19 protein-coding genes are annotated in these 19,966 nt (G+C 55.2%); 2 read left to right on the top strand and 17 right to left on the bottom strand.

All coding sequences use genetic code 11. The annotated features are described in order from the left end of the window. Nucleotides 1-4: 4 nt before the first annotated feature. The 10 genes from ACHZBS_RS21920 to ACHZBS_RS21875 all read right to left on the bottom strand — a co-directional run bounded on the left by ACHZBS_RS21920 (nt 5) and on the right by ACHZBS_RS21875 (nt 9,197). Complete coding sequence (locus ACHZBS_RS21920; RefSeq protein WP_319408633.1) at nt 5-598, bottom strand: pilus assembly PilX N-terminal domain-containing protein; 594 nt, start codon at nt 596-598, stop codon at nt 5-7. Between the two features lies 1 nt (nt 599). Then, on the bottom strand, nt 600-1,049 hold the full coding sequence (locus tag ACHZBS_RS21915) for a prepilin-type N-terminal cleavage/methylation domain-containing protein (protein ID WP_319408632.1): 450 nt from the start codon (nt 1,047-1,049) through the stop codon (nt 600-602). Between the two features lie 17 nt (nt 1,050-1,066). Beyond that, complete coding sequence (locus ACHZBS_RS21910; protein WP_319408631.1) at nt 1,067-1,852, bottom strand: prepilin-type N-terminal cleavage/methylation domain-containing protein; 786 nt, start codon at nt 1,850-1,852, stop codon at nt 1,067-1,069. Between the two features lie 22 nt (nt 1,853-1,874). Continuing rightward, complete coding sequence (locus ACHZBS_RS21905; RefSeq protein ID WP_319408630.1) at nt 1,875-2,354, bottom strand: GspH/FimT family pseudopilin; 480 nt, start codon at nt 2,352-2,354, stop codon at nt 1,875-1,877. Between the two features lie 461 nt (nt 2,355-2,815). After that, nucleotides 2,816-3,958 (bottom strand): tetraacyldisaccharide 4'-kinase, encoded by a 1,143-nt coding sequence (gene lpxK / locus ACHZBS_RS21900; protein ID WP_319408629.1) that lies wholly within the window; start codon nt 3,956-3,958, stop codon nt 2,816-2,818. Further along, nucleotides 3,933-5,285 (bottom strand): 3-deoxy-D-manno-octulosonic acid transferase, encoded by a 1,353-nt coding sequence (locus tag ACHZBS_RS21895; protein WP_319408628.1) that lies wholly within the window; start codon nt 5,283-5,285, stop codon nt 3,933-3,935. The genes lpxK and ACHZBS_RS21895 overlap by 26 nt, the downstream gene beginning before the upstream one ends. Before the next feature lie 21 nt (nt 5,286-5,306). After that, a complete protein-coding gene (gene lptG / locus ACHZBS_RS21890; protein ID WP_319408627.1) occupies nt 5,307-6,383 on the bottom strand; it encodes an LPS export ABC transporter permease LptG in 1,077 nt (358 codons plus the stop codon). Continuing rightward, the gene (gene lptF, locus ACHZBS_RS21885) at nt 6,380-7,558 is read right to left on the bottom strand and encodes an LPS export ABC transporter permease LptF (RefSeq protein WP_319408626.1); all 1,179 of its coding nucleotides are present in this window, start codon (nt 7,556-7,558) and stop codon (nt 6,380-6,382) included. Before lptF ends, lptG begins: the two co-directional genes overlap by 4 nt. Continuing rightward, nucleotides 7,558-7,692, bottom strand: coding sequence for a hypothetical protein (locus tag ACHZBS_RS21880; RefSeq protein WP_319408625.1), 135 nt, complete (start codon nt 7,690-7,692; stop codon nt 7,558-7,560). Before ACHZBS_RS21880 ends, lptF begins: the two co-directional genes overlap by 1 nt. Nucleotides 7,693-7,703: 11 nt before the next feature. Then, nucleotides 7,704-9,197, bottom strand: a complete 1,494-nt coding sequence (locus tag ACHZBS_RS21875; protein WP_319408624.1) for a helicase HerA-like domain-containing protein — start codon at nt 9,195-9,197, stop codon at nt 7,704-7,706. A 234-nt stretch (nt 9,198-9,431) separates the two neighbouring features. Here ACHZBS_RS21875 and ACHZBS_RS21870 point away from each other — a divergent pair, with 234 nt between their 5' ends. Together ACHZBS_RS21870 and ACHZBS_RS21865 are read left to right on the top strand one after the other, a co-directional pair. Further along, nucleotides 9,432-10,028, top strand: coding sequence for a GNAT family N-acetyltransferase (locus ACHZBS_RS21870; RefSeq protein ID WP_319408623.1), 597 nt, complete (start codon nt 9,432-9,434; stop codon nt 10,026-10,028). Then, nucleotides 10,021-11,151, top strand: coding sequence for a M20/M25/M40 family metallo-hydrolase (locus tag ACHZBS_RS21865; protein ID WP_319408622.1), 1,131 nt, complete (start codon nt 10,021-10,023; stop codon nt 11,149-11,151). Before ACHZBS_RS21870 ends, ACHZBS_RS21865 begins: the two co-directional genes overlap by 8 nt. Before the next feature lie 55 nt (nt 11,152-11,206). On the opposite strand, the gene ACHZBS_RS21860 is transcribed toward ACHZBS_RS21865, so the two are convergent. From ACHZBS_RS21860 to ACHZBS_RS21830, 7 genes are all read right to left on the bottom strand, one after another. Next, the gene (locus ACHZBS_RS21860; protein ID WP_319408621.1) at nt 11,207-12,766 is read right to left on the bottom strand and encodes an FAD-dependent oxidoreductase; all 1,560 of its coding nucleotides are present in this window, start codon (nt 12,764-12,766) and stop codon (nt 11,207-11,209) included. 6 nt (nt 12,767-12,772) lie between these two features. Next, nucleotides 12,773-13,471, bottom strand: a complete 699-nt coding sequence (locus tag ACHZBS_RS21855) for a TerC family protein (protein ID WP_319408620.1) — start codon at nt 13,469-13,471, stop codon at nt 12,773-12,775. Nucleotides 13,472-13,523: 52 nt separating this feature from the next. After that, on the bottom strand, nt 13,524-15,140 hold the full coding sequence (gene ftcD, locus ACHZBS_RS21850; protein WP_319408619.1) for a glutamate formimidoyltransferase: 1,617 nt from the start codon (nt 15,138-15,140) through the stop codon (nt 13,524-13,526). Nucleotides 15,141-15,217: 77 nt separating this feature from the next. Further along, nucleotides 15,218-16,000 (bottom strand): IclR family transcriptional regulator, encoded by a 783-nt coding sequence (locus tag ACHZBS_RS21845; protein WP_319408618.1) that lies wholly within the window; start codon nt 15,998-16,000, stop codon nt 15,218-15,220. Nucleotides 16,001-16,036: 36 nt separating this feature from the next. Continuing rightward, a complete protein-coding gene (locus ACHZBS_RS21840) occupies nt 16,037-18,304 on the bottom strand; it encodes a TRAP transporter permease (protein ID WP_319408617.1) in 2,268 nt (755 codons plus the stop codon). A gap of 38 nt (nt 18,305-18,342) precedes the next feature. Continuing rightward, nucleotides 18,343-18,822, bottom strand: a complete 480-nt coding sequence (locus ACHZBS_RS21835; protein WP_319408616.1) for a DUF1850 domain-containing protein — start codon at nt 18,820-18,822, stop codon at nt 18,343-18,345. Between the two features lies 1 nt (nt 18,823). Then, the gene (locus ACHZBS_RS21830) at nt 18,824-19,795 is read right to left on the bottom strand and encodes a TAXI family TRAP transporter solute-binding subunit (protein ID WP_319408615.1); all 972 of its coding nucleotides are present in this window, start codon (nt 19,793-19,795) and stop codon (nt 18,824-18,826) included. Between the last annotated feature and the right edge of the window lie 171 nt (nt 19,796-19,966).

Genomic DNA, 19,966 nt, shown 5'->3' with positions numbered 1-19,966 from the left:
ATGATTACAACCCCCCGGGGATACCAACCATCTTGCGGTAGCTGGCCGTCAGGTTGCTGGTGGTCTGACGGTTGCTGAACCCGCCGGTATTGACATCATAATAGATGGCGATGGCGCTGGGCCCCACGCCCTCCGCACCGGTGGCAAACTCGGCTCCCCCGCCTTCCATGTGTACCTGCCGCACCCGTCTGGCATCGGCCTGTGCATTGATTCCTCCGGGCGTAAAATCGATGTCGAGATCGCTGACATATACGTCGTAGCCGGCAATCTGGCGGTAAAAGGCTTCATCGCTAGTTGATACGTCCGCCGGCAGATAGGCGATTCCGGGGGCATCGTTTCCCGTACCGGCGTCAATCTTCTCGCTGCGGTTCACCGCAAGCGAGATCAGTTTGGAGGTACCCCAAACGGCGCTGTCCGAGTTATAAAACGCCATCTTGATGAACTGATCGTTGGAGGCGATCTGGAGTTCGAGGGTAGAGGTATTCGTCGCGGTAATACCCAGAACCGTCACGACCACCAGGATGAAAATGGCGGCGATGATGGCCGAGCCGTTTTCGTTGTTCAAGGGAGAACTTAGCGCACGTATATGTTTTTCCATTTTAAATGATCTCCGGTATCACTTGGATGAACGTCGTGGTTTTACGTCCGAACGCATGGGTGCGTGTCACCGTGTAAGTGACCGTTTTGGTGCGGAGCACCGGCGTATCGTCGGCGACGGTGTAGGAAACGACGATGGGACCGGTCTCCCCGGCTTCGTCGGTCTGGCCGTCGGAGTTATTGTCCACACCATCGGCATCCTGAGCAGGCGTATGGGTACCGTCACCAAGAATCACGTTGTCGTATGCGGCGGACATGATCGTTTCAACACGATCTTCGCCGACGAAGGTATTGGCCGTCAGGTTGCCGGCGGAGGTGTTGCCTTTCACCGAGGTTATCTGCAAGGTTGCGACCCCCAAAATCCCGATGGCGAAAATGGCCATGGCGATCAGCACTTCGATAAGGGTGAAACCACCCTGCTCGTTTGAATTCAATCGATGATTGTGCAGCATGAGAAGCACCTCTTTTCTTAAAGCCCCATATTTCGGCATTTGATGGTCGTGGTGACCATCCGCCGGCGGAACTGATCACCCGGGGCCGTAAAAACAACGGTTCCCTGGGGGTTGCGATAGACTGTGTTGTCGGTATGTTTCCGGACAAAACCCTGATCAGTTACCCCGGCTCTGGCAACAATGGTCACCTGTACATAGCGGATATCGTCCAGATCATTGCCTGTGACCGGTGCAGGAATAACGGCAGGAGGATCGTCACCGTTCATGTAGACAAAATCTATTGCGTCGATATTTGATGCAATAGGAACGATATTGCCAGGAACGGCTGTGGGATCAGTGGAGCCTGCGGCATTGAACCCCCATCTGAGGTTCCCTCCGACCAAGTCGAACATGACAACTTCGCCCTGGTCATTCGTATCCCCATCGTACCATTCTTCCCCTTCACCAGTCTCATCAATCGCCCCATCCTCGTCATTGTCTATACCGTCTGTTAACGCGTCACTCAGTGTACCACCATCATCCATAGCAATTACCAAATTATTAGTCTGCGCCGTGGTAATTCCGGCCGTGGCATTGCCGGTCGGGTTGGCTCCCCCCATGCGCAATTCTCTTTCCAAAATCATAATGGCCACTCTTAAATTCTGATTCATATCTACAATACGTTGTTGGGTGAGGCTGGTGCGCAACTGATCCTGATAAGCCCCATAGATACCGGCAAGGACGATGCTGCCAATCGCCATGGCCACCATCAGTTCGATTAGCGAAAAACCGCTCTGCCCGATTTTTTTTGTGTTCGTCGCCATGCTTTTCTCTTTCCGGTTTGAATTAAATGGTGGGAATACCGCCGGCGCCCAAATTAATATTAACTGTGTATCCCCGGCTGTTCGCCAACGTAATGGTGCCTGCCACAGACGGCATGGCTCTTGAGTTAAAAACTGTATTACCTATGCCGCTGATAGTCACTCCAACCGGAAGCGGACCTGAATATATAGTCCTTTCTGTGCCATCTTGAACTCCATTCCCAGCACCATCAAGGATCCCGTCAAGGTCGCTATCGACGGTTCCTTGGCCGTTATCAACAAAGGCAATGCAGTTGGAGCCGAAGGTTACATCAACATCTGAATTTCCCTTTACCGCTTCGATACGGGACTTTTGTATCAAAGCAACAATATCCCGTGCAGCGCTGTTCACCCTGCCATTGGATATCCAGGCGATTCCATTGGGGATCGCAATGGCGGAAAGGATGGCGATGATGGCGATAGTGATCATCAGTTCGATGAGCGTAAATCCGGATTGTCTGTCCATTGGTTTCTCCATGTTATGCATGTCTCGAGTCCTTACAAAATCCATACCATTACACGCTTTTGGTTTTTGCAGATAACCCCATTTGGATTGATCAACCTATTTCAAACACCATTTTTCGCACCCTTATTTAACTTCCAAGAAGTGCCATTAAAGCGACGGTGTATAAATATATCTATATGTAATTGTTGCACATTAAAAGTTTTTGAGATGGCAACAACACGGATCTTCCGACTTTCAACAATTCCATTAAATCAAAGTATTTTTGATGGGAATCTTTCATTATATAGACACAAAGAACTAAACCGTAATCGGGCGCCTTGCCCACCGTTTCGCAACCAATCGCTCCCAAATGGCCCTAAACCCTAAATGTTTTTTAAAGCCAACAAGGTAGAAAAAGATAATAACTATATATTTCGTATGGTTATACAATATCCAGAGAACCGGCAAAACGACCCCAACTATTAATCTTTTTTATACCTGATTCCATTCAATGCAGTTGAAAGCCTGGCGGCAAAGAGATCCGCATCCCTGGTCAGTTCAATGTTCACGTCAACAGTTACCAACGTCACCGGCCAGTGGGAATGGTTTTCGATTTTTACATAATCCTTAAGGCTGGTGACGATAGCGTCAGCGCCTTTTTCTTTAGTCGCATCGGCGATTCGGTCCAAATCGTTGCGGCCATATCGGTGATGGTCCGCAAAGGAAAACGTATGGTCAAGCCGGCACCCTGCCTGTTCCAATGAATCGAAAAACTGAAGGTTGTCCGCCAGGCCCGAAAAGGCCACGACACGTTTACCCTTCAATATGGACATATCCATGGTATCCGTTAAAAAAGTGTCATCCCCCTGGCCGCTCTTTCTGATTACCGGGACGTGCCGGGTGTAAAAGACCGGCCAGTGGTCGGGCAGTGCATCAGGGATAGAAGGTTTGACCGCCGAACTGGTGCGGGTGAAGATGACCACCTGCGCCCGGCGCAACGCCGAAACCGGCTCCCGTAAAACGCCGCGCGGAAGCAGGTAACCATTTCCGAATGGCGACCGGCTGTCCAGAAGCAGCAGGTTAAGATCCCTTCTTAGCGGGAGATGCTGAAAGGCGTCATCGAGCACGATCACATCCGGATTGAACCGCTTCACGGCCATCATTCCGGATGTGTACCTTCTTTTTCCCACGACAACCGGTATACCCTTTAAGATCCTGGCCATCAGGTAAGGTTCATCCCCGGCATCCCCGGAGCCTTTGAATATCGTTCGGCCGTCGCTGACAATACCTCCCGAATCTTCCATCCTCCCCCGGTATCCTCGGCTGATCACCACCACGCGGTAACCCATGTCCCGGATCATCCGGGCAACCATAATCGTCATGGGCGTCTTGCCCGTTCCACCGGCAATGATATTACCGATGGACACCACACGGCATGGAAGGTTTCTGGATGGGAGCAGCCCTTTTTCATACAAACGGGCGCGGAGACACATGAGGCCTCCATATACAATGGAGAGAACCAGTAAAACGGTTTCAATGGAAAAAACCGGCGAGGTGCTTTTCCCCCGGATCGCGGTTTCAATTCGGTACCTGAACCGCTCAACTATTTTTTTTAACCCGGTCATGGATCCCCTCGGTGGCACCTTCTTCGATAACTGCAAGGGTTCGCGCCACGGCGCCCCTGTTTTCAGCAAACACACCATAGGCAAACCGCCCGACACAGCGACGGTTTTCTTTGTTTTCGATCAGATGGATTACCTTTTCAGCGAGTTGATCCGCATCATGCACGCGGATCGCGCCGCCGGCGTCTTCGAGGGTTTGGCAGATCCAGCGAAAATCTTCGGTGTAAGGACCGAAAAGAATCGGCTTGGCTGCGGAAGCGGGCTCCAATGGGTTGTGGCCACCCGCTTTCACCAGGCTGCCGCCCACAAAAGCGACGTCTGCCAACGCATACCATTGGCGAAGTATTCCGATGCGGTCAATCACCACCACGCTTGACGCTGCCGGTTGCCTTTCTATCTGATGCAGGGTCTTGGCATCGCAGCCGAATCGGTTGAAAATATTGCACACGGCGGCAGCCCGGACCGGATCTCTCGGTGCGACAATCAGCACCGGATGGATGCCGGATGCACAAATCTTACGGTAGGCATCAGCAAGAATGTCTTCTTCTCCCTCGTGGGTACTGCCGGCCACCCATAGGGTCGTATCCGCCGAAAGGTTGAATGTTTCCGAGAACTGGTTGCGTTCCTCCGTCGACATGCTGACGGGAGCCTGGTCAAACTTGATATTCCCCACCGTCACCACTTGTTCATCAGGAATCCCAAGTGCCCGGAAACGCTGACGGTCTGATTCCGTCTGTACGCAGATTCGCCCGAACACGGAAAGCAGCGGCGCCATTAGAAAGCCAACCCGTTTGTACCCGCTGAATGACCGGTCCGAGAGCCGGGCGTTCACCAGATGCACGGGAATCCTGCGTTTTTTTAACCCGTAGAGGAAGTTCGGCCAGATATCTGTTTCCACGACCACCACCTGTCTGGGATGAAGGACATTCAGCGCCCGGTTCACGGAAAAGAGGGTGTCATAGGGAAAATGTCTCACCGCGCCCACGTTCGGAGCAATCAAACGGGTGGCCATTTCAAAACCGGTTTGGGTGGAAGCCGTAAAAACCAGGGAATGGGCGCCATGCTTTTGGGCCAATGCCTCGACCAATGGCTCCGCCGACAGCACTTCTCCCACGGAAAGGGCATGAATCCAGATTCGCCTCCGGTCGGATGCAGCTACAACGTCCTTTTCGGGAAGCCCTTCCATGAACATTCGGTTGAGAAAGGAGTGGCGGTGTTTTTTGCGAAACCACACCAAAGGGACCCAGATCGGCCACAACAGACAAATCGCCAAAACCATTACCACATTATAGACGATCATCATGACGGCCATCACCAATTGTTCCATCATCGTATGCGACCCGACTGCTTTTCAATGGGTATTGAGCAGTAAAAACCCGGCCACACTGAAAAAAACCAGGTTGGCCACCCATGCCGCGACCACGGGCGGCATCATTTCCGCATAACCCAGCGAGAGGCAAAAGCTGTTGAAGATCCAGTAAAGAAAAGCGATCCCCAGTCCATAGGTAATGCTCACCGGCATCCCTTCGCGCATTTTTCCCCGCAACGCAATTCCAGTGCCCAGCACACTGAGAAAGATGCAGACAAACGGTGCGGCGATTTTGCTTTGATAGTCGACCCGATAGCGGGTGGCACCATATCCTTCCCGCTCCACTTTTTGGATATATCGCCCCAGTTCGGCCAAACCCATTTCATCGGACTGTTTCGCCGCCTGGGCCAGATCCTCGGGGTTCAGATCGATATCGGCCGTCATCGTGTCGCTCAACTTGATTTGGTGGACACCGCCATCAGTTTCAAAAACCTGTTTAATGGCATCGTGGAGCTGCCACCGGCCGTTTTTAAACACGCCCGATCCGGCATCGACCCGCTCAATCAACCGGAAGTTGTCATCGAAAGTATGAATCGTAATGCCGGTAACGCGTTTCTCTTCAGGTGCATATTGCTTGATATGGATGATCTGCCGGGCGGCCCGCATCCAGATATCGTTGGTCTTGGATGCGTAGATGTTCGCTTTTCGGACCTCCTGGAGCCAGATCTGGTTGGCATTGACCATAAAGATCGGTACAAGTATCTCGGCAACCACAAACAATCCTGCACAAAAAAGTACGCCCAGGGCCATCGTTGGTTTGAGCAGTCTGGCTTTGCCGATACCGCAGCTTTTTAGGGCAATGATTTCATTGTTTTTGTTCATCAACCCCAATGCAACCAGAATCGATAAAAAAAAACCCACCGGTGCAATTTGGACAAAAATAAAGGGGAGTTTGTACAGTAGGTAGACGACGCAACGCGTTGCGGGGACACCGGCTTCCATGAAATTGTCTATTTTTTCAATGAAATCAATCGCCACATAAATACTGAGCACCGCCACCAGCACGATAAAAAAGGTTGTGAGTATCTCCCTGACGACATAGCGGAAAAGAATTGTCATTTTTTCCCGACCCATTTCATGGTTCTGGCCAGAAGTGGTTCCAACCAAGTGAATGTCAGCTGTTTTTCTTTTGCCGATCGGACCATAAGAAAAATGCCGACTCCACCGAGGATCACGTCAGGCAGCCACATGCCGACCACCGGCGGGTAACTCCCATTCTCTCCGAATGCCGTACCCACCGAAAGGAGAATATAATAAAGCAGAAAAAAGAGAAGGCCCAGCCCGATCCCCAATGCTTTTTTGGAATGGCGGGCCTGGATGCCCAATGGCATGGCCAGCAGTCCCATGGCCAGACAGGCGACAGGTATCGAAAATTTCTTGTAATATTGCATCAGGGCGCCAAAATATTTCCCTTTGTCAGCCTCGACCCGTTTCAAATAGGTCCGGAGACCGGACAAGGTCATTTCATCCGGCGTCTTCTCCGATATGCCGCGATGGGAAAGGGCCGCCTTGAAATCCAAGCGGATGTCGTATGTTTCGAAATTAATCGTGTGAGAAGATCGGTCGCGCATATCCATCTGGTTGATGGTTCCGTCAAACAACCGCAGATGATAGACCATTTCCTTGGGCTCGCCAAAAAGCCTTCCCCTCCGGGCAACGACCGTATTATTGACCCCTGACGTTCGGCTGTCTTCGATCAACACATTATGCAGTTCGCCACTTTGCGGGTCTATTTTATTGACGTAAAGCATGATCTGTTTGAAATTCTCGTTAAAGGTCCGCTCTCGTAAACTGACGTTCAGATTGGAGGTGGCCACATCGAAAAGCAGGGTTTTGAAACGTTCGGCTCCCGACGGCACACCCACAAGGGTCATATAACCGGTAATCAAGGTTCCCGACAGGCTGAAAATCAGCACCGGCGGCAAAAGCCGGTAGATGCTTACCCCCGCGGCTTTGAGCGCCATGATTTCATTATCGCTGGACATTCTCAATAACGCCATCAGAACCGCCATCATGATGGACATGGGAATGATATACTGAAGAAAATACGGCATGGTATAAACCAGCAGCAGACACACCGGACCGACACCGACCTTGTGGTTGACGATCATGTCGGTGATATCAAGGATCTGTTTCATCAGAAAAATGAAGGAGAAAAATGCCAGGTTGATGAAGAAAGGCGGCAGCATCTCCAGAAACAGGTACCGATTGAGGATGGAAAAAGGATTGATCATCAGAAGTTTTCGCGGAGAGACGAGGGCTCATTTTTCTTATGCAAAATAGCGTCATCTTCAGTGTCTGCTTCCGACGCTACTTTCTCTTCATCCGTCACGCCGTCACCTTCCTGTTCGTCGCCGTTATCTTTCATGGAAATGTTCCTTAGCGCTTGCCGAAAATGGACCCCAAAACGCCCCTGATGATCTGCCGGCCGATAGTGCTGCCGATGGATCGTGCGGCGCTTTTGAACATGGCTTCCCCAACAGTCTGGCGCTGGCGTCCGGTGGGAGACTGGCGCCGCTGCGCCTGACGTTGAATTTTCTCCGATTCCAGTTCTTTAAGCCGCTGGGCTTCCGCTGCCTGGACCCTTTCAGCCCGCTGCTTGAGCATCTCATAGGCCGACTGCCGGTCAATGGAAGCATCATAGCGGCCGCGGATGGGGGACCGATGCATGACGGCCGTCCGCTCATCATCCGATATCGGACCGATGCGCCCTTCCGGCGGCGCAATCAAGGTTTCCTGCACCGGCTGAGGCCTGCCGTCATCGCCCATCACCGACACCAGGGCTTCCCCGATGCCCAGGGTGGTGACCTTGTCGGCCGTATGAAATAATGGATTGGGCACAAATGACGCGGCCACGGCCCGAATGCTTTTTTGATCCTTGGGCGTGAATGCCCGCAGGGCATGCTGAACTTTAAGTCCCAACTGGCCCAGCACCGTATCCGGAAGATCCATGGGGTTTTGGGTGACGAAAAAGACCCCAACGCCCTTGGACCGGATCAACCGGACCACCTGTTCGATTTTGTCCAGCAGCGGTTTCGGCGCCCCTGAAAAAAGCAGATGGGCCTCGTCAAAAAAAAGCACCAGTTTAGGAACCGGCGGATCACCCGCTTCGGGCAGCTGCTCAAACAGTTCGGCCAGCAGCCAAAGCAAAAAGGCCGCATAAAGACGCGGGGCGCTGTTGATCAACCGGCCGGCATCGAAAAGGCTCACGACCCCGCGACCGGAAAAATCCGTGTGCATCAGATCGGCCAATTGCAGGCCCGGCTCGCCGAAAAAACGCTCGGCCCCCTGCTCTTCCAGCACCAGCAAGCGCCGCTGGATGGCGCCAAGACTGGCACCGGTGATATTGCCGTATTCTGATTTCAGCGTATTTGCGTTCTCTCCCATCCAGGCCAGCAGCGCCCGAAGGTCTTTCAGGTCCAGCAGCAGCAAGCCCTGGTCGTCGGCCAGATCGAATCCGGCATAGAGCACTCCGATCTGGGTGTCGTTGAGTTCCAAAAGGTTGCCCAGCAGCAGCGGACCCATTTCCGAAATCGTCGTGCGCACCGGGTGCCCGTTTTTCCCGTCCATGTCCCAAAACAGCGTGGGACAAGGTTGCCGCCGGTAGTCGGGCAAAGGGATTTTCGACAGTCGTTCATCGATTTTGGGATGGGGCGCACCCGCTGCGGCGATACCGGACAGGTCTCCCTTTACATCCACGGCAAATACCGGCGTCCCCATACGGGAAAAGCCTTCAGCCAGGGTTTGCAGGGTAACCGTTTTTCCGGTACCAGTGGCGCCGGCCACCAGTCCATGCCGGTTGCACATGCGGCCGGATTGGGCGATCAAAGCGCCCTGGGCACCGCCGATCGTCAGCATTGCAGGTGTCATCATGGTCTCCCTATGGAATATGAGGTTCCCGCCACCCCATTGGCGTGTTCGACGGAGGTTGTGAAGGTTGGGATGCTGTTCATTTCAGGTTCAATTCTAAAGCATCCCGGCACAAAAGAAAATGGAAAAAAAATCAGCGTAAAAGCTGTTTGGCATGAAGACCGGGTTGTGGTAGATTCCTCTCAACAAAATGGGTAACGGGCTACACCTTCAAGAAAATGCCGACAGGAGCACGCCATGATAGAAGAGGACCATCCGCCGCCGATGCCACCCACTGATTCGACCGGAGGGCAAAGTGTTGTGGTCCGCCTGATGACCATTGACGACATCCCCGCCATCTTCCACTTGGGAGAACGGCTGTTTACCGCGCGAAATGCCCCCAACGCCCACCGGACCTGGGACGAATATGAGGTGGTGGGGTTTTTCCAGACCGACTGCGAATTCTGTTTCGTGGCTGAGGATGAAAACAAGACGGTAGTCGGCTTTGCCCTGGGCACGGTCATCGAAAAGCACCATTCATGGAACTACGGCTATCTGATCTGGCTGGGAGTCCGCCCCGATTACCAGAAAACCGGTATTGCCCAGCGGCTGTTCCGCCAGCTCAAACCCGCGATGATCGATGCCGGTGCACGCATCATCATGGTGGACACCGATGCCGAGAATGCTGCATCCCTCAGGTTTTTCCGTAAAATGGGATTCAACAATTCCCGCCAGCATGTTTATCTGACCATGAATGTTGACGAGGACCGCCGGCGCCTGGAGGGCCGGCGCAAAGAGCGGATCATCCGTTATACGGTCGACGACCATGAAGGGGACCGGGGCGACCATGGCTGAGCAGAAACTCAAAATCAATCCGCGACGCCTTCAGCAGCTGCTGCGCAAAATGGTCAACATCTACAGCCCCCCCGGCAAGGAAAAGGATATAGTTGACTTTATCTACAACTACCTCAAACGCCATGGACTTCCCGTGGTACGCCAGGCCGTGGACGAGGACCGGCACAACCTGATCGTGGAACCCGATGACGTGGAAGCGGAACTGGTGCTGGTGGGGCACCTGGACACGGTTGAAGCCTACGACCTGGAGTCCTATGAATTCAGCCTGGATGGGGATACGGCCGCCGGATTGGGCACGGCAGACATGAAAGGCGGCTGTGCGGCCATGATCGAGGCCTTCCTCACCCTGTGGGAAAACGGCCATACCAACCGACCCGTCGCCCTGGCCCTGGTGGTAGGAGAAGAGGATTATGGCGACGGGGCCCAGCGCCTGGTCAGAGAATACGACTTTTCGGCGGCCATCGTGGGAGAGCCCACCGATCTGCTTCCCTGCCTGAGCCATTATGGCTATCTGGAAATTCAGCTGACGACCCAGGGTCAGCGGGTCCACGCCAGCCTGGCCCCCCAGGCCAATAATGCCGCCACCGCCATGCTTCGATTGCTCCTGGCGTATATTCAGTATTTCGACCAGGAACTTGTTGACGGGGTTTACAACCTGCGGGATCTGACGAGCGCCCGGTCCGGTTTTGCGGCCCCCGACAACTGCGAGGCCTGGATCGATCTGCATCTACCGGCATTGACCCACATGGGCCAGCTCACCTTTCAACTCGAGGAACTGCATACCACCTACCTGAAAGCCAATGCCCAGTGTGATGCCGCCATCCACTTCAATTCCATCCACGCCGGTTACGAACTGCCCCAAAAAGGACCGCTGGTGGATCTTTTAAAAACGGTGTACGACCGGCATCATCTCTCCTTTTCCCCCACCAGCTTTCCCAGCCACAGCGACGCCAACACCCTGTGGGCGGCCGGGATCAAGCCCATCCTGCTGGGACCGGGGAGGCTTGAAAAGGCCCACACCGCAGAAGAATCCATCTCCCTGTCCCAGGTGAAAATCGCCGCCCAGATTTACATGGACCTGATTCTGGATTACGCCAAAGAAGGACATCCGGATCCGCCGTAAGCTTAACCTGGCAAGAAAACGGCTTGTTGCCCCAGCCTGGGTGATACTGACGGTTTTACATACAGGCGATGTAGTGGAAGACCGCATCGGCGGTGCGCTCGCCATCCACGGCGCAGGAAACGATGCCGCCGGCATAACCGGCCCCCTCGCCACAGGGAAAGAGCCCCCTGACCGATACATGCTGCAGTGTCTGCGGATCTCTGGGGATCCTTACCGGTGAGGAAGTCCGGGACTCCACTCCCACCACGACCGCATCATTGGTGAGAAAGCCTTTCATCTTCCGATCGAAGACCTTGAATGCAGTCTGCAGCCGCCTGCGGATGGGATCCGGCAGCCACTGGTGCAGGGGTGAAGCCACCACACCCGGCGGATAGGAGCAGGCCGGCAACCGGTTCGACGGTCGATTGTCGACAAAGTCGGCCAGACGCTGAGCCGGAACGACCATCCCCCCCCCACCGTTCCCAAAGGCCGCCTGCTCGAAGGATCGCTGATAATCCAGACCGGCCAGGGGACCGGCTGATTGCAACTCGGGAATATCCGCAAGCGTGATCTCCACCACGATGCCGGCGTTGGCGTAGGGAGAATTTCGTCTGGAAAAGGACATGCCATTGACCACCAAGGCGTCATCCTGCGTGGAGGCCGGTACGATGAACCCGCCCGGGCACATGCAGAAGCTGTAAACGCCACGGCCATCCACCTGCTGGACGAGATTGTAGGCGGCAGCCGGTAAATATTCGTCCCGGGCCTGACCGTGGTACTGGATCCGATCGATGAGCCTTTGGGGATGCTCCACGCGCACGCCCATGGCAAAGGGTTTGGCCGCCAGGGCAATCCCCTGGTCCATGAGCATCTCGTAAACATCCCGGGCACTGTGCCCTGTGGCCAGGACCACCGCACGACTCTCGATGCGGTTCCCATCCTCCAGGATTATGCCGGACATCTGTCCGCCGGAAAGCGACAGCCCAACGACTTTTTGCTGAAACTGAATTTCACCGCCGTGGGCTTCGATGGTGGCCCGCATGGCCGCAACAACCTCCGGAAGCCGATTGGAGCCGATATGGGGATGGGCATCGTAAAGGATGCGTTCATCGGCGCCGTGCTGATGAAATCGGTGGAGCACCCCGCGGTGATCGCCTCGTTTCCTGGATCGGGTGTAGAGCTTGCCGTCGGAAAATGTTCCCGCGCCTCCTTCGCCGAAGGCGTAGTTGGATTCATGGTCGAGTATCCCCCGCCGGTTCAGGGCCGCCACATCCCGGCGGCGGGCGTTGACGGACTTTCCGCGCTCGATTACCACGGGCTTAAGCCCCAGCTCCACTAACCGCAACGCGGCAAATAGGCCCGCCGGTCCGGCGCCCACAATGACCACCGGCGCTGCAGACCGGACGTCCCGGTATCGAAATTCAGGCCGCTCCGGCGTCAGGGCTTCATCCTCGGCATAGACACGGACACCCAGGTTCATCCGGACCCGGCGCTTGCGGGCATCGACGGAGCGGCGAACGATCACATACCGACCGACAGAAATTTCACGGCCGATCTTCAGGGCCAAGGCCCGCTGGATCTCCTCCGGACTGGCGGCCTGCCGGGGGGACAAATTGAGAGAAACATCCTCAGCCATCGGGTATCAGGCCCTTTTCCCGCGACGATTGTGCTCATATCGCATCTGGAGCATTTCCACCATCAGGGCAAACCCCATGGGCAGGTATATATAGGCCTTGGGCACATGTTTATGCAGGCCCTCCATAAAGATGGTGACTCCGATGGTAATCAGGAAAGAGAGCGCCAGTATCTTCAGGGCCGGATGACGAAGGATGAAGTCGCCGATGGGGCGGGAAAAGAAGAGAATGCCGATGAAGGAAAGCACCACCGCCGAAACGATGATCCACAAGTGTTGGGTAAGGCCCACCGCGGTGATCACCGAATCGATGGAAAAGACGATGTCCAGCAGGACGATCTGGGCAATAATCGAGGCAAAGGCACCGGGCGCCTTCCGGCCCGGCCCCTGGTCCTCATCCCTGAATTCGACGGTGTGGTGAATCTCACGGACGGCTTTGTAGAGCAGAAACAGTCCCCCCGCTATCAGGATCAGGTCCCTGACTGAAAGATTGGCAGCAACGGGCCGGGTCAGGCCGGTCAGGGCCACCACCACGGCCAGCATGATGATGCGGGCCACCATTGCCAGGCTCAGCCCCACAATGCGTGCTTTCTGGCGTTGGGTTTCGGGCAATCGTCCCACAAAGATGGCAATAACCAGTACATTGTCCACCCCCAGCACCAGTTCCAATCCGATCAACAGGACCAGAAGGCCCAATGCATCTGCCATACATCACCTCCCTTAATTTCCTGCGACGGCCCCACTTCCGGGATTCGATAATTTACCGTGCTTCCAGGATTTCAAGCACTTCGGCACACTTCCGGGCCGCACGGTTCACAATCGCCTCAGCCTCCTGAGTGATACGGGTTTTGAAGGCGTTGTCCGTGATGTCCGCCATGTTGATCATCACATTCTTATAGGCACCCCAGATTCCCGTCTCCAGAGCCCTGGCCCCCACCTCGACATCAGACCGGGATGCCGGATTACCGTAACGGGCCACTTCACAAAAGGCATCCCAGGCACCGTCGCCCAGTTTCATGGTCGTCAGGGGAATGTCGATGGCCTTCTTCAGGCCTGCCTGCATTCGCTCGGCCCGCACCGTCCGCTCGGCATCGGTACCCCTGGGCATGCGCAGCGCTTCCATGAAGTCGTTAAAGGCCGTCGTGTCGGCATCGATCATGGGAATCAGCCTGGCCGATGCGTCGTGCAGCGGCGGGATGTTTTTTCTCATCTGGGCATCTACCGATTCAAACTTTCGAACCCCATAGGTGAGTTTACCCACCATGGCTCCCAATCCGGCGCCCATAGCGGCGATGGCGGCCGAAACCGATCCTCCTCCCGGGGCGGACGAACGGGAGGCCACTTCTTCGATAAAGGCTCTCAGACTCATGTCGGCCAGCGGTTCATTTCTTTCTCCGGCCACGCGGTATTCAATGATCTTTTCTCGTGGATCGAATGGGGCTACACTGTTAAGGCCGAGCCGTTCCACCGCCAGCCTGACCTTCTGGTCTTCGTCGAGGATAAACAGGTTTTCTTTTTCCATGTAGAAATCGGCGGCCATGAGAATCGACGCCAGGGGGACCAGTCCGACAATTTCCGAACCGGCAACCCCGACGTTCAGGGCAGCGGCCTCCCTTTTCACTTCCTCGAATAAAACATGGATGGGCGTCACTTTATAATCGTTGAGATTTACCGTTACCTGGGCCAGGTTATACTCGTCCACGAACCAGCCCATGCCCTTGACCTCTTTGAGCCGGCCGGGTTTATCCGGTCCCCGACCGGCTTCACGCAGATTCAGGGCAATACGGTGGGCCTGGTTGCTGGTGCCCAGGATATTGACGTTGTATGCAATCAGGAAAGAACGGGCGCCGGTGGCGGTAGCGCCCCACTGGGGAATGAATTCGGCCGGTCCGAAATCAGGCTTCCATTCAGGTTCTTTCAGGCGCTCGGCCAGTCCTTCATATTCCCCTTTACGAACGTGGGGCAATTTACGACGGTAATCTTCAACCGCTGCCGCCTCGTAAAGGAAGAAGGGCACCCCCAGTGCTTCTGCAGCCAGCCGGCCAAAGGTTTTCGAGATCGCCACGCACTCATCCATTGTGACGTTGGCCACGGGTATGAACGGGCAGACATCCATGGCCCCCATGCGGGGATGCTCGCCCTTGTGCACACGCATGTCGATTTTTTCCCTGGCCACCCTGGCGCTGTTCAGCGCTCCCTGAACCACCGCATCAGGGTCGCCGACAAAGGTGTAGACGGTCCGATTGGTGGACTTCCCCGGGTCCACATCCAAAAGGGTGCAACCCGGCGTCTCTTTGATGGCCTGGGCGATGGCTTCGATGGTTTCCCGGTTATTGCCTTCGGAAAAATTGGGGACACACTCAACGATTTTTCTCATGATACGCTCGCTATGGGTTTATTGAATTGGAAAAGAATCAAGGAACATGACGCGACGAGCCGGGCACAGGACCCAATTTAGGGGTCCTCAGGCCAGCCCATTCCGGTTGAAATGGTTCTGGCGGTTCTTATCAGACACCCGGTCAGATGTTCACGAACGCCGGGGGTTTCAATAAAAAAATCGGGAGCGGAGACATTGATGGCCGCCACGACATTTCCGGTGTAATCCCTCACGGGGGTGGCAATGGCCGTTGAATAGTCGGATCCACTGACGCTGATTCCCGTCCGCCGTGCTTCAGCCACGGCTACCAACAGCTGCGGCAGTGAATTAACGCCTCCGCTGGCGTATCCATCCAGGGGAACCCCGGAATAGCGCTTACGCAGGGTTTCGTCATTGAGGCCGCAGAGCAGCGCCCGCCCGATGGCTACGGTGTGGCAGGGAAACCGGGTTCCCACGGGGACGTTCACCATCATGATCTGCGGTGATGCCGCCCGGTAGATGTAGATGGCTTCAACTCCTTCCCGGATGGCCAGATGGCAGGAGGCACTGGTTTCGTCGCGCAGTTCGTCCAGGTGAGCGGCCGCGGTGTTCAGGATATCCCTCGAAGCCAGATAACAGAACCCGCGGGAGAGCACCATGGAGCCAAGCTCATACGTATTCCGGCCGGCCTTTTTAAGGTAGTGCATCTCAGTCAGCGTCACCACGGTACGATAGATGGCGGATGTGCTGACCTCCAGCCGTTCGGCCAGTTCTCCGATAGTCAGCACGCGCTGCCGAACTGAAAACAATTCAAGGATCTGGAGCCCTTTTTTCAGGGCCGGCACCATATAGTCCGTATTCGCTTTTTGTTGATGATCCACGGGTTATCTCCTGAACACGTTGCATTCTTCGTCCTGTCAGGCCGAGGCGGGAATCGATCGACCGGTCTTCAGGACGTTGGGAACCAGAATCAGAAGCACCAATACCGCACCGACAAGAATAACCGAAACGTTGCTGGAAACCAGAAGCAAACCGCCGATGGTCAGCGCGATTTTGCCCATAAGCCCCACCTTGTATTTAAAAAATCCGATATAAGCCGCGGATAGGGAAATAATACCCAGCACACCGCTGGTCATGGCAATGGAGAACTCCACCCATGAAAAATCGATGAACAGCATGCTCGGCGCATAAACGAACATGAAGGGCACCAGGGCCTTGCCCATGGAAAGCCGGAAGGCGGTCATACCCGTGGCCATGGGGTCCGCACCACCGATGCCGGCGCCGGCGTAGGCGGCAAGCGCCACCGGCGGCGTCACATCGGCCAGCACGCCATAGTAGAAAACGAAGAAATGGGTCGCCACCAGCGGAATACCCATATCGTTAAGGGCGGGACCGGCGATGGAGGCCAGGATGATGTAGCAGGGGGTCGTCGGGATTCCCGCGCCCATGACGATACAGGCAATGGCAACGAGCACAAGGCCGAAAAAGAGGGTTCCGCCTTGAACGGTCAAAAATTGAAAGGGATCCATAGCGGCCAGCAGGTTGCCGAGAGCGGAGGCAATCTGCAGCACGGCGCCGGAAAATTTGAAACCCAGTCCTGTCAGGGTAATCATCCCTAGTATGAACCCCACACAGGCACAGGCCGCGCCGATGGCCAGGGCATAACGGGCGCCCTGATCCAAACCGGCGATGAGTCGGCGGGGCGTCAGGGTCATCGAGTCATCCAACTGGCCGATCCCCATCCGTCCGGTAATCAATGGAATATACGAACACGCAATGGAGAGAATAATCCCCCAGAATGCCGCCAGATAGGGGGTGTACTGCATGAGCAGCAGGGTCACCATGACGGTCAGCGGAATCATCAGGTGCCAGGATGTTTTCATGATATGCATCAACTGGGGAATCTGCTCACGGGACAGACCTTTCAACCCCAGTCGTTTGGCCTCCAGGTGAACCATGCTCAAGCAGGCCAGATAGTGGAACAAGGCCGGCACGATGGCGATCAGAATGATCTTGTTGTAGGGAATGCCAAGCATTTCGGCCATGACAAAGGCCGATGCACCCATGATGGGCGGCGTCACCTGCCCGCCGCAGGAAGCCGACGCCTCCACCGCCGAGGCGAACTGGGCGGAAAAGCCATTTTTTTTCATCATGGGAATGGTGAAGGACCCGGTAGTTGCCGTATTGGCGATGGGCGACCCGGAGATCATACCGAAAAACCCGGAGGAAACTACCGACACCTTGGCCGGCCCACCGGAATAACGGCCGGCCAGAATCATGGCCAGATCGATGAAGAGCTGTCCCAGGCCCGACGCCTGGGCCAGAACACCGAAAAGCACAAAGTGAAACACATAGGTCGCCACAACACCCACGGCGATGCCGTAAATGCCCTCGGTTCCCAGATAGAGATGTTCTACGATCCGGACGATATCATATCCCCGGTGACCCAGGACACCGGGCAGCCAGGGCCCCAACAGGCCGTACATCAGGGCCAGGGCGCCGATGACGGGCAGCGTCTCGCCCATGACCCGGCGGCAGGCCTCGGTGACCATGATGATAGCCAGCAGCCCCATGACGTATTCTTCAATCTGAGGGAAACCGATGTTCTCGATGAATATCTGTTTGAAGAAAACGATCAGGTACAGGGATATGCCGGAAGCCGCGATAGCCAGGGGCCAGTCTGAAAAGGAGAGCCGGTCCCCTTTGCCTTTGAGAAAGTCCACGGGCAGGGCGGTAACGGCGAGAAACAGCACCATGATGAACAGGGCAGGCGGGCCCCATACCGGCAAATCCCCCTGAAAACGGTCAACGAGCTGCCAGGCCAAAAACAGGTAGAACAGGGCGAAACAGATCCCGAACCCCCAGGCAAACCCCATACGCGTCGGCTGTCGCCGGGGAAACACCAGGAACACCAGTCCCAGCACAAAGGAAAGATGCACGGTCCGGTGCAACACCTCGTTGAGCAGCCCGAATCCGGCGGTGTAAACGTGGAACAGGCTAAGCATCACGCACAGGACGACAGTGACTTTTGCCGTGATGCCTTTCAGGTTTCTGAAATTGGACTCGGCATCGTATTTTTTTACGATGGCATCCACATCCGCTTTGCTTAGCTCCTTCTCACCGGTATCTGCAGCAGGGGCCATCGGTCCGTCTTGGGTCCTGGGATCGGCTGGATCATTAACCATAACATCGTCCTTTTATACTCGAAAATTGCAATAGCGGTTCAGGGGGCCGTGCATGGCACAATGGCCAGTTCAAGGGCCTGGTCTTCCCATGCGTTGAGGTCGATTTCCTTGCCGTCAATGTGCAGCCGATTACGATAATTCCGATCGGTTCGTACAATGAGCCGGTGGATAGGCCGTTGCATGCGAATGATAAAATGGCCGTCGTGGTGCTCCCATCCGGTTACACCGGTTTCATCGGTCCCGGAAGGCAATCCCGCACCATGGGCCTGAAAGGTCTCGGCGGTCTGGATAATCCGGGAATCGAGGGTCTGGTAATCATCCCGGACCGGTGTTTGGGAAACCGAATGGATGAATGAAAGAGAAAACGCACCGTCTCCCGGCAGTGGATATTGTCCCAGTATCAGGCAGGAAGGGAACCGACTGAGGGTCAGGCACGGGTGTGCCTTGTCGGGCCGCACACCGGAGGCGGTGCAGGCGGCCAGCAACAGAGCCAGCACGCCTGCAATAACCGGTTTCATATTATTTGATCAGGCCTTTTTCCCGATAGTAGCGCTCCGCACCGGGATGCAGGGGAATCGATACGGATTCCAGGGCTTTTTCCAATGAGATCTCCTTGCCTTTGACGTGAACCTTGGCCAGGGTTTCCGTGTTTTCGTAAAGGGCTTTGACGATTTCGTAAGCCACTTTGTCATCCAGCTTGTCGTGGGTTGCCCAGATGGCGCGCACGGCAATGGTTTTTACATCTTCGGTCTGGCCTTCATACGTGTTGGCCGGCAGAATGGTTTCCGCGTAATAGGGCTGCACTTCCCGCAACTTGGCGATGGGCGCACCGGTCAGCGGAACGATTTTGATGCTGTGGTGATTGGCCAGTTCCATCACTGAAGCGGTGGGGGTGCCGGCAGTGATCAGAGAGGCGTCCAGGTTGCCGTCCTTGATTTTCTCCACAGACTGAGAGAATGATGAGTAATCCTCGGAAATGTCCTTGCGGTCCATGCCGTGGGCTACCATCAGGTCGCCCAGCAGCTGCCACTGGCCGGAGCCCGGAGAACCGGAGGAAACCGATTTGCCCTTGATGTCCATAAAGGTATTGATACCGGCATTGGCCCGCACCACCAGCTGCACCGTTTCCGGATAGAGGGCACCCAGCGCGCGAATGTTCTTGATCGCCTTGCCGTCGAATTGTTTTTCCCCTTTGTAGGCCGCATCGAGGATATCGGCGGCCACGAAGGCCGATTCGATGCCTTCTCTGCCCAGCAGGGTCGCATTGGCCACGGATGCGTTGCCGGTTTCTGCAGTGGCCGACAATTTTTTACCGTCGATTTCAACGGCGTTGGAAATCAACTGGGCCAACATGCCGCCTAATGGATAGTAGGTTCCACCGGTACCACCGGTGGCGATGCCGAAAAAGATCCGATCGGCAGCCAAGGCACTGCCGGCGGTGATCATCGTCAATACCAATGCCGCGCTAACCCATAAACTCACTTTTTTCATTGAGCTCCTCCTTTTCTAATTGTTTGGATATAAAATTAAGATTTCACAGACAAACCCATTAAGGGACATTTTGCCCTCTTAATCCACAATAATTTGCTATTTTTGTCAACATTTTTTGCTAATGAATTTTCTATCGTTCACGGTGTCATTTTCTTTGTGAACCGGACGGGA

The sequence above is a fragment of the uncultured Desulfosarcina sp. genome, from assembly GCF_963664155.2.
In the GTDB taxonomy this organism is placed as follows: domain Bacteria; phylum Desulfobacterota; class Desulfobacteria; order Desulfobacterales; family Desulfosarcinaceae; genus Desulfosarcina.
The sequence above is the reverse complement of the archived record's forward strand: the minus strand, read 5'-3'. Positions and strand labels throughout refer to the sequence as shown.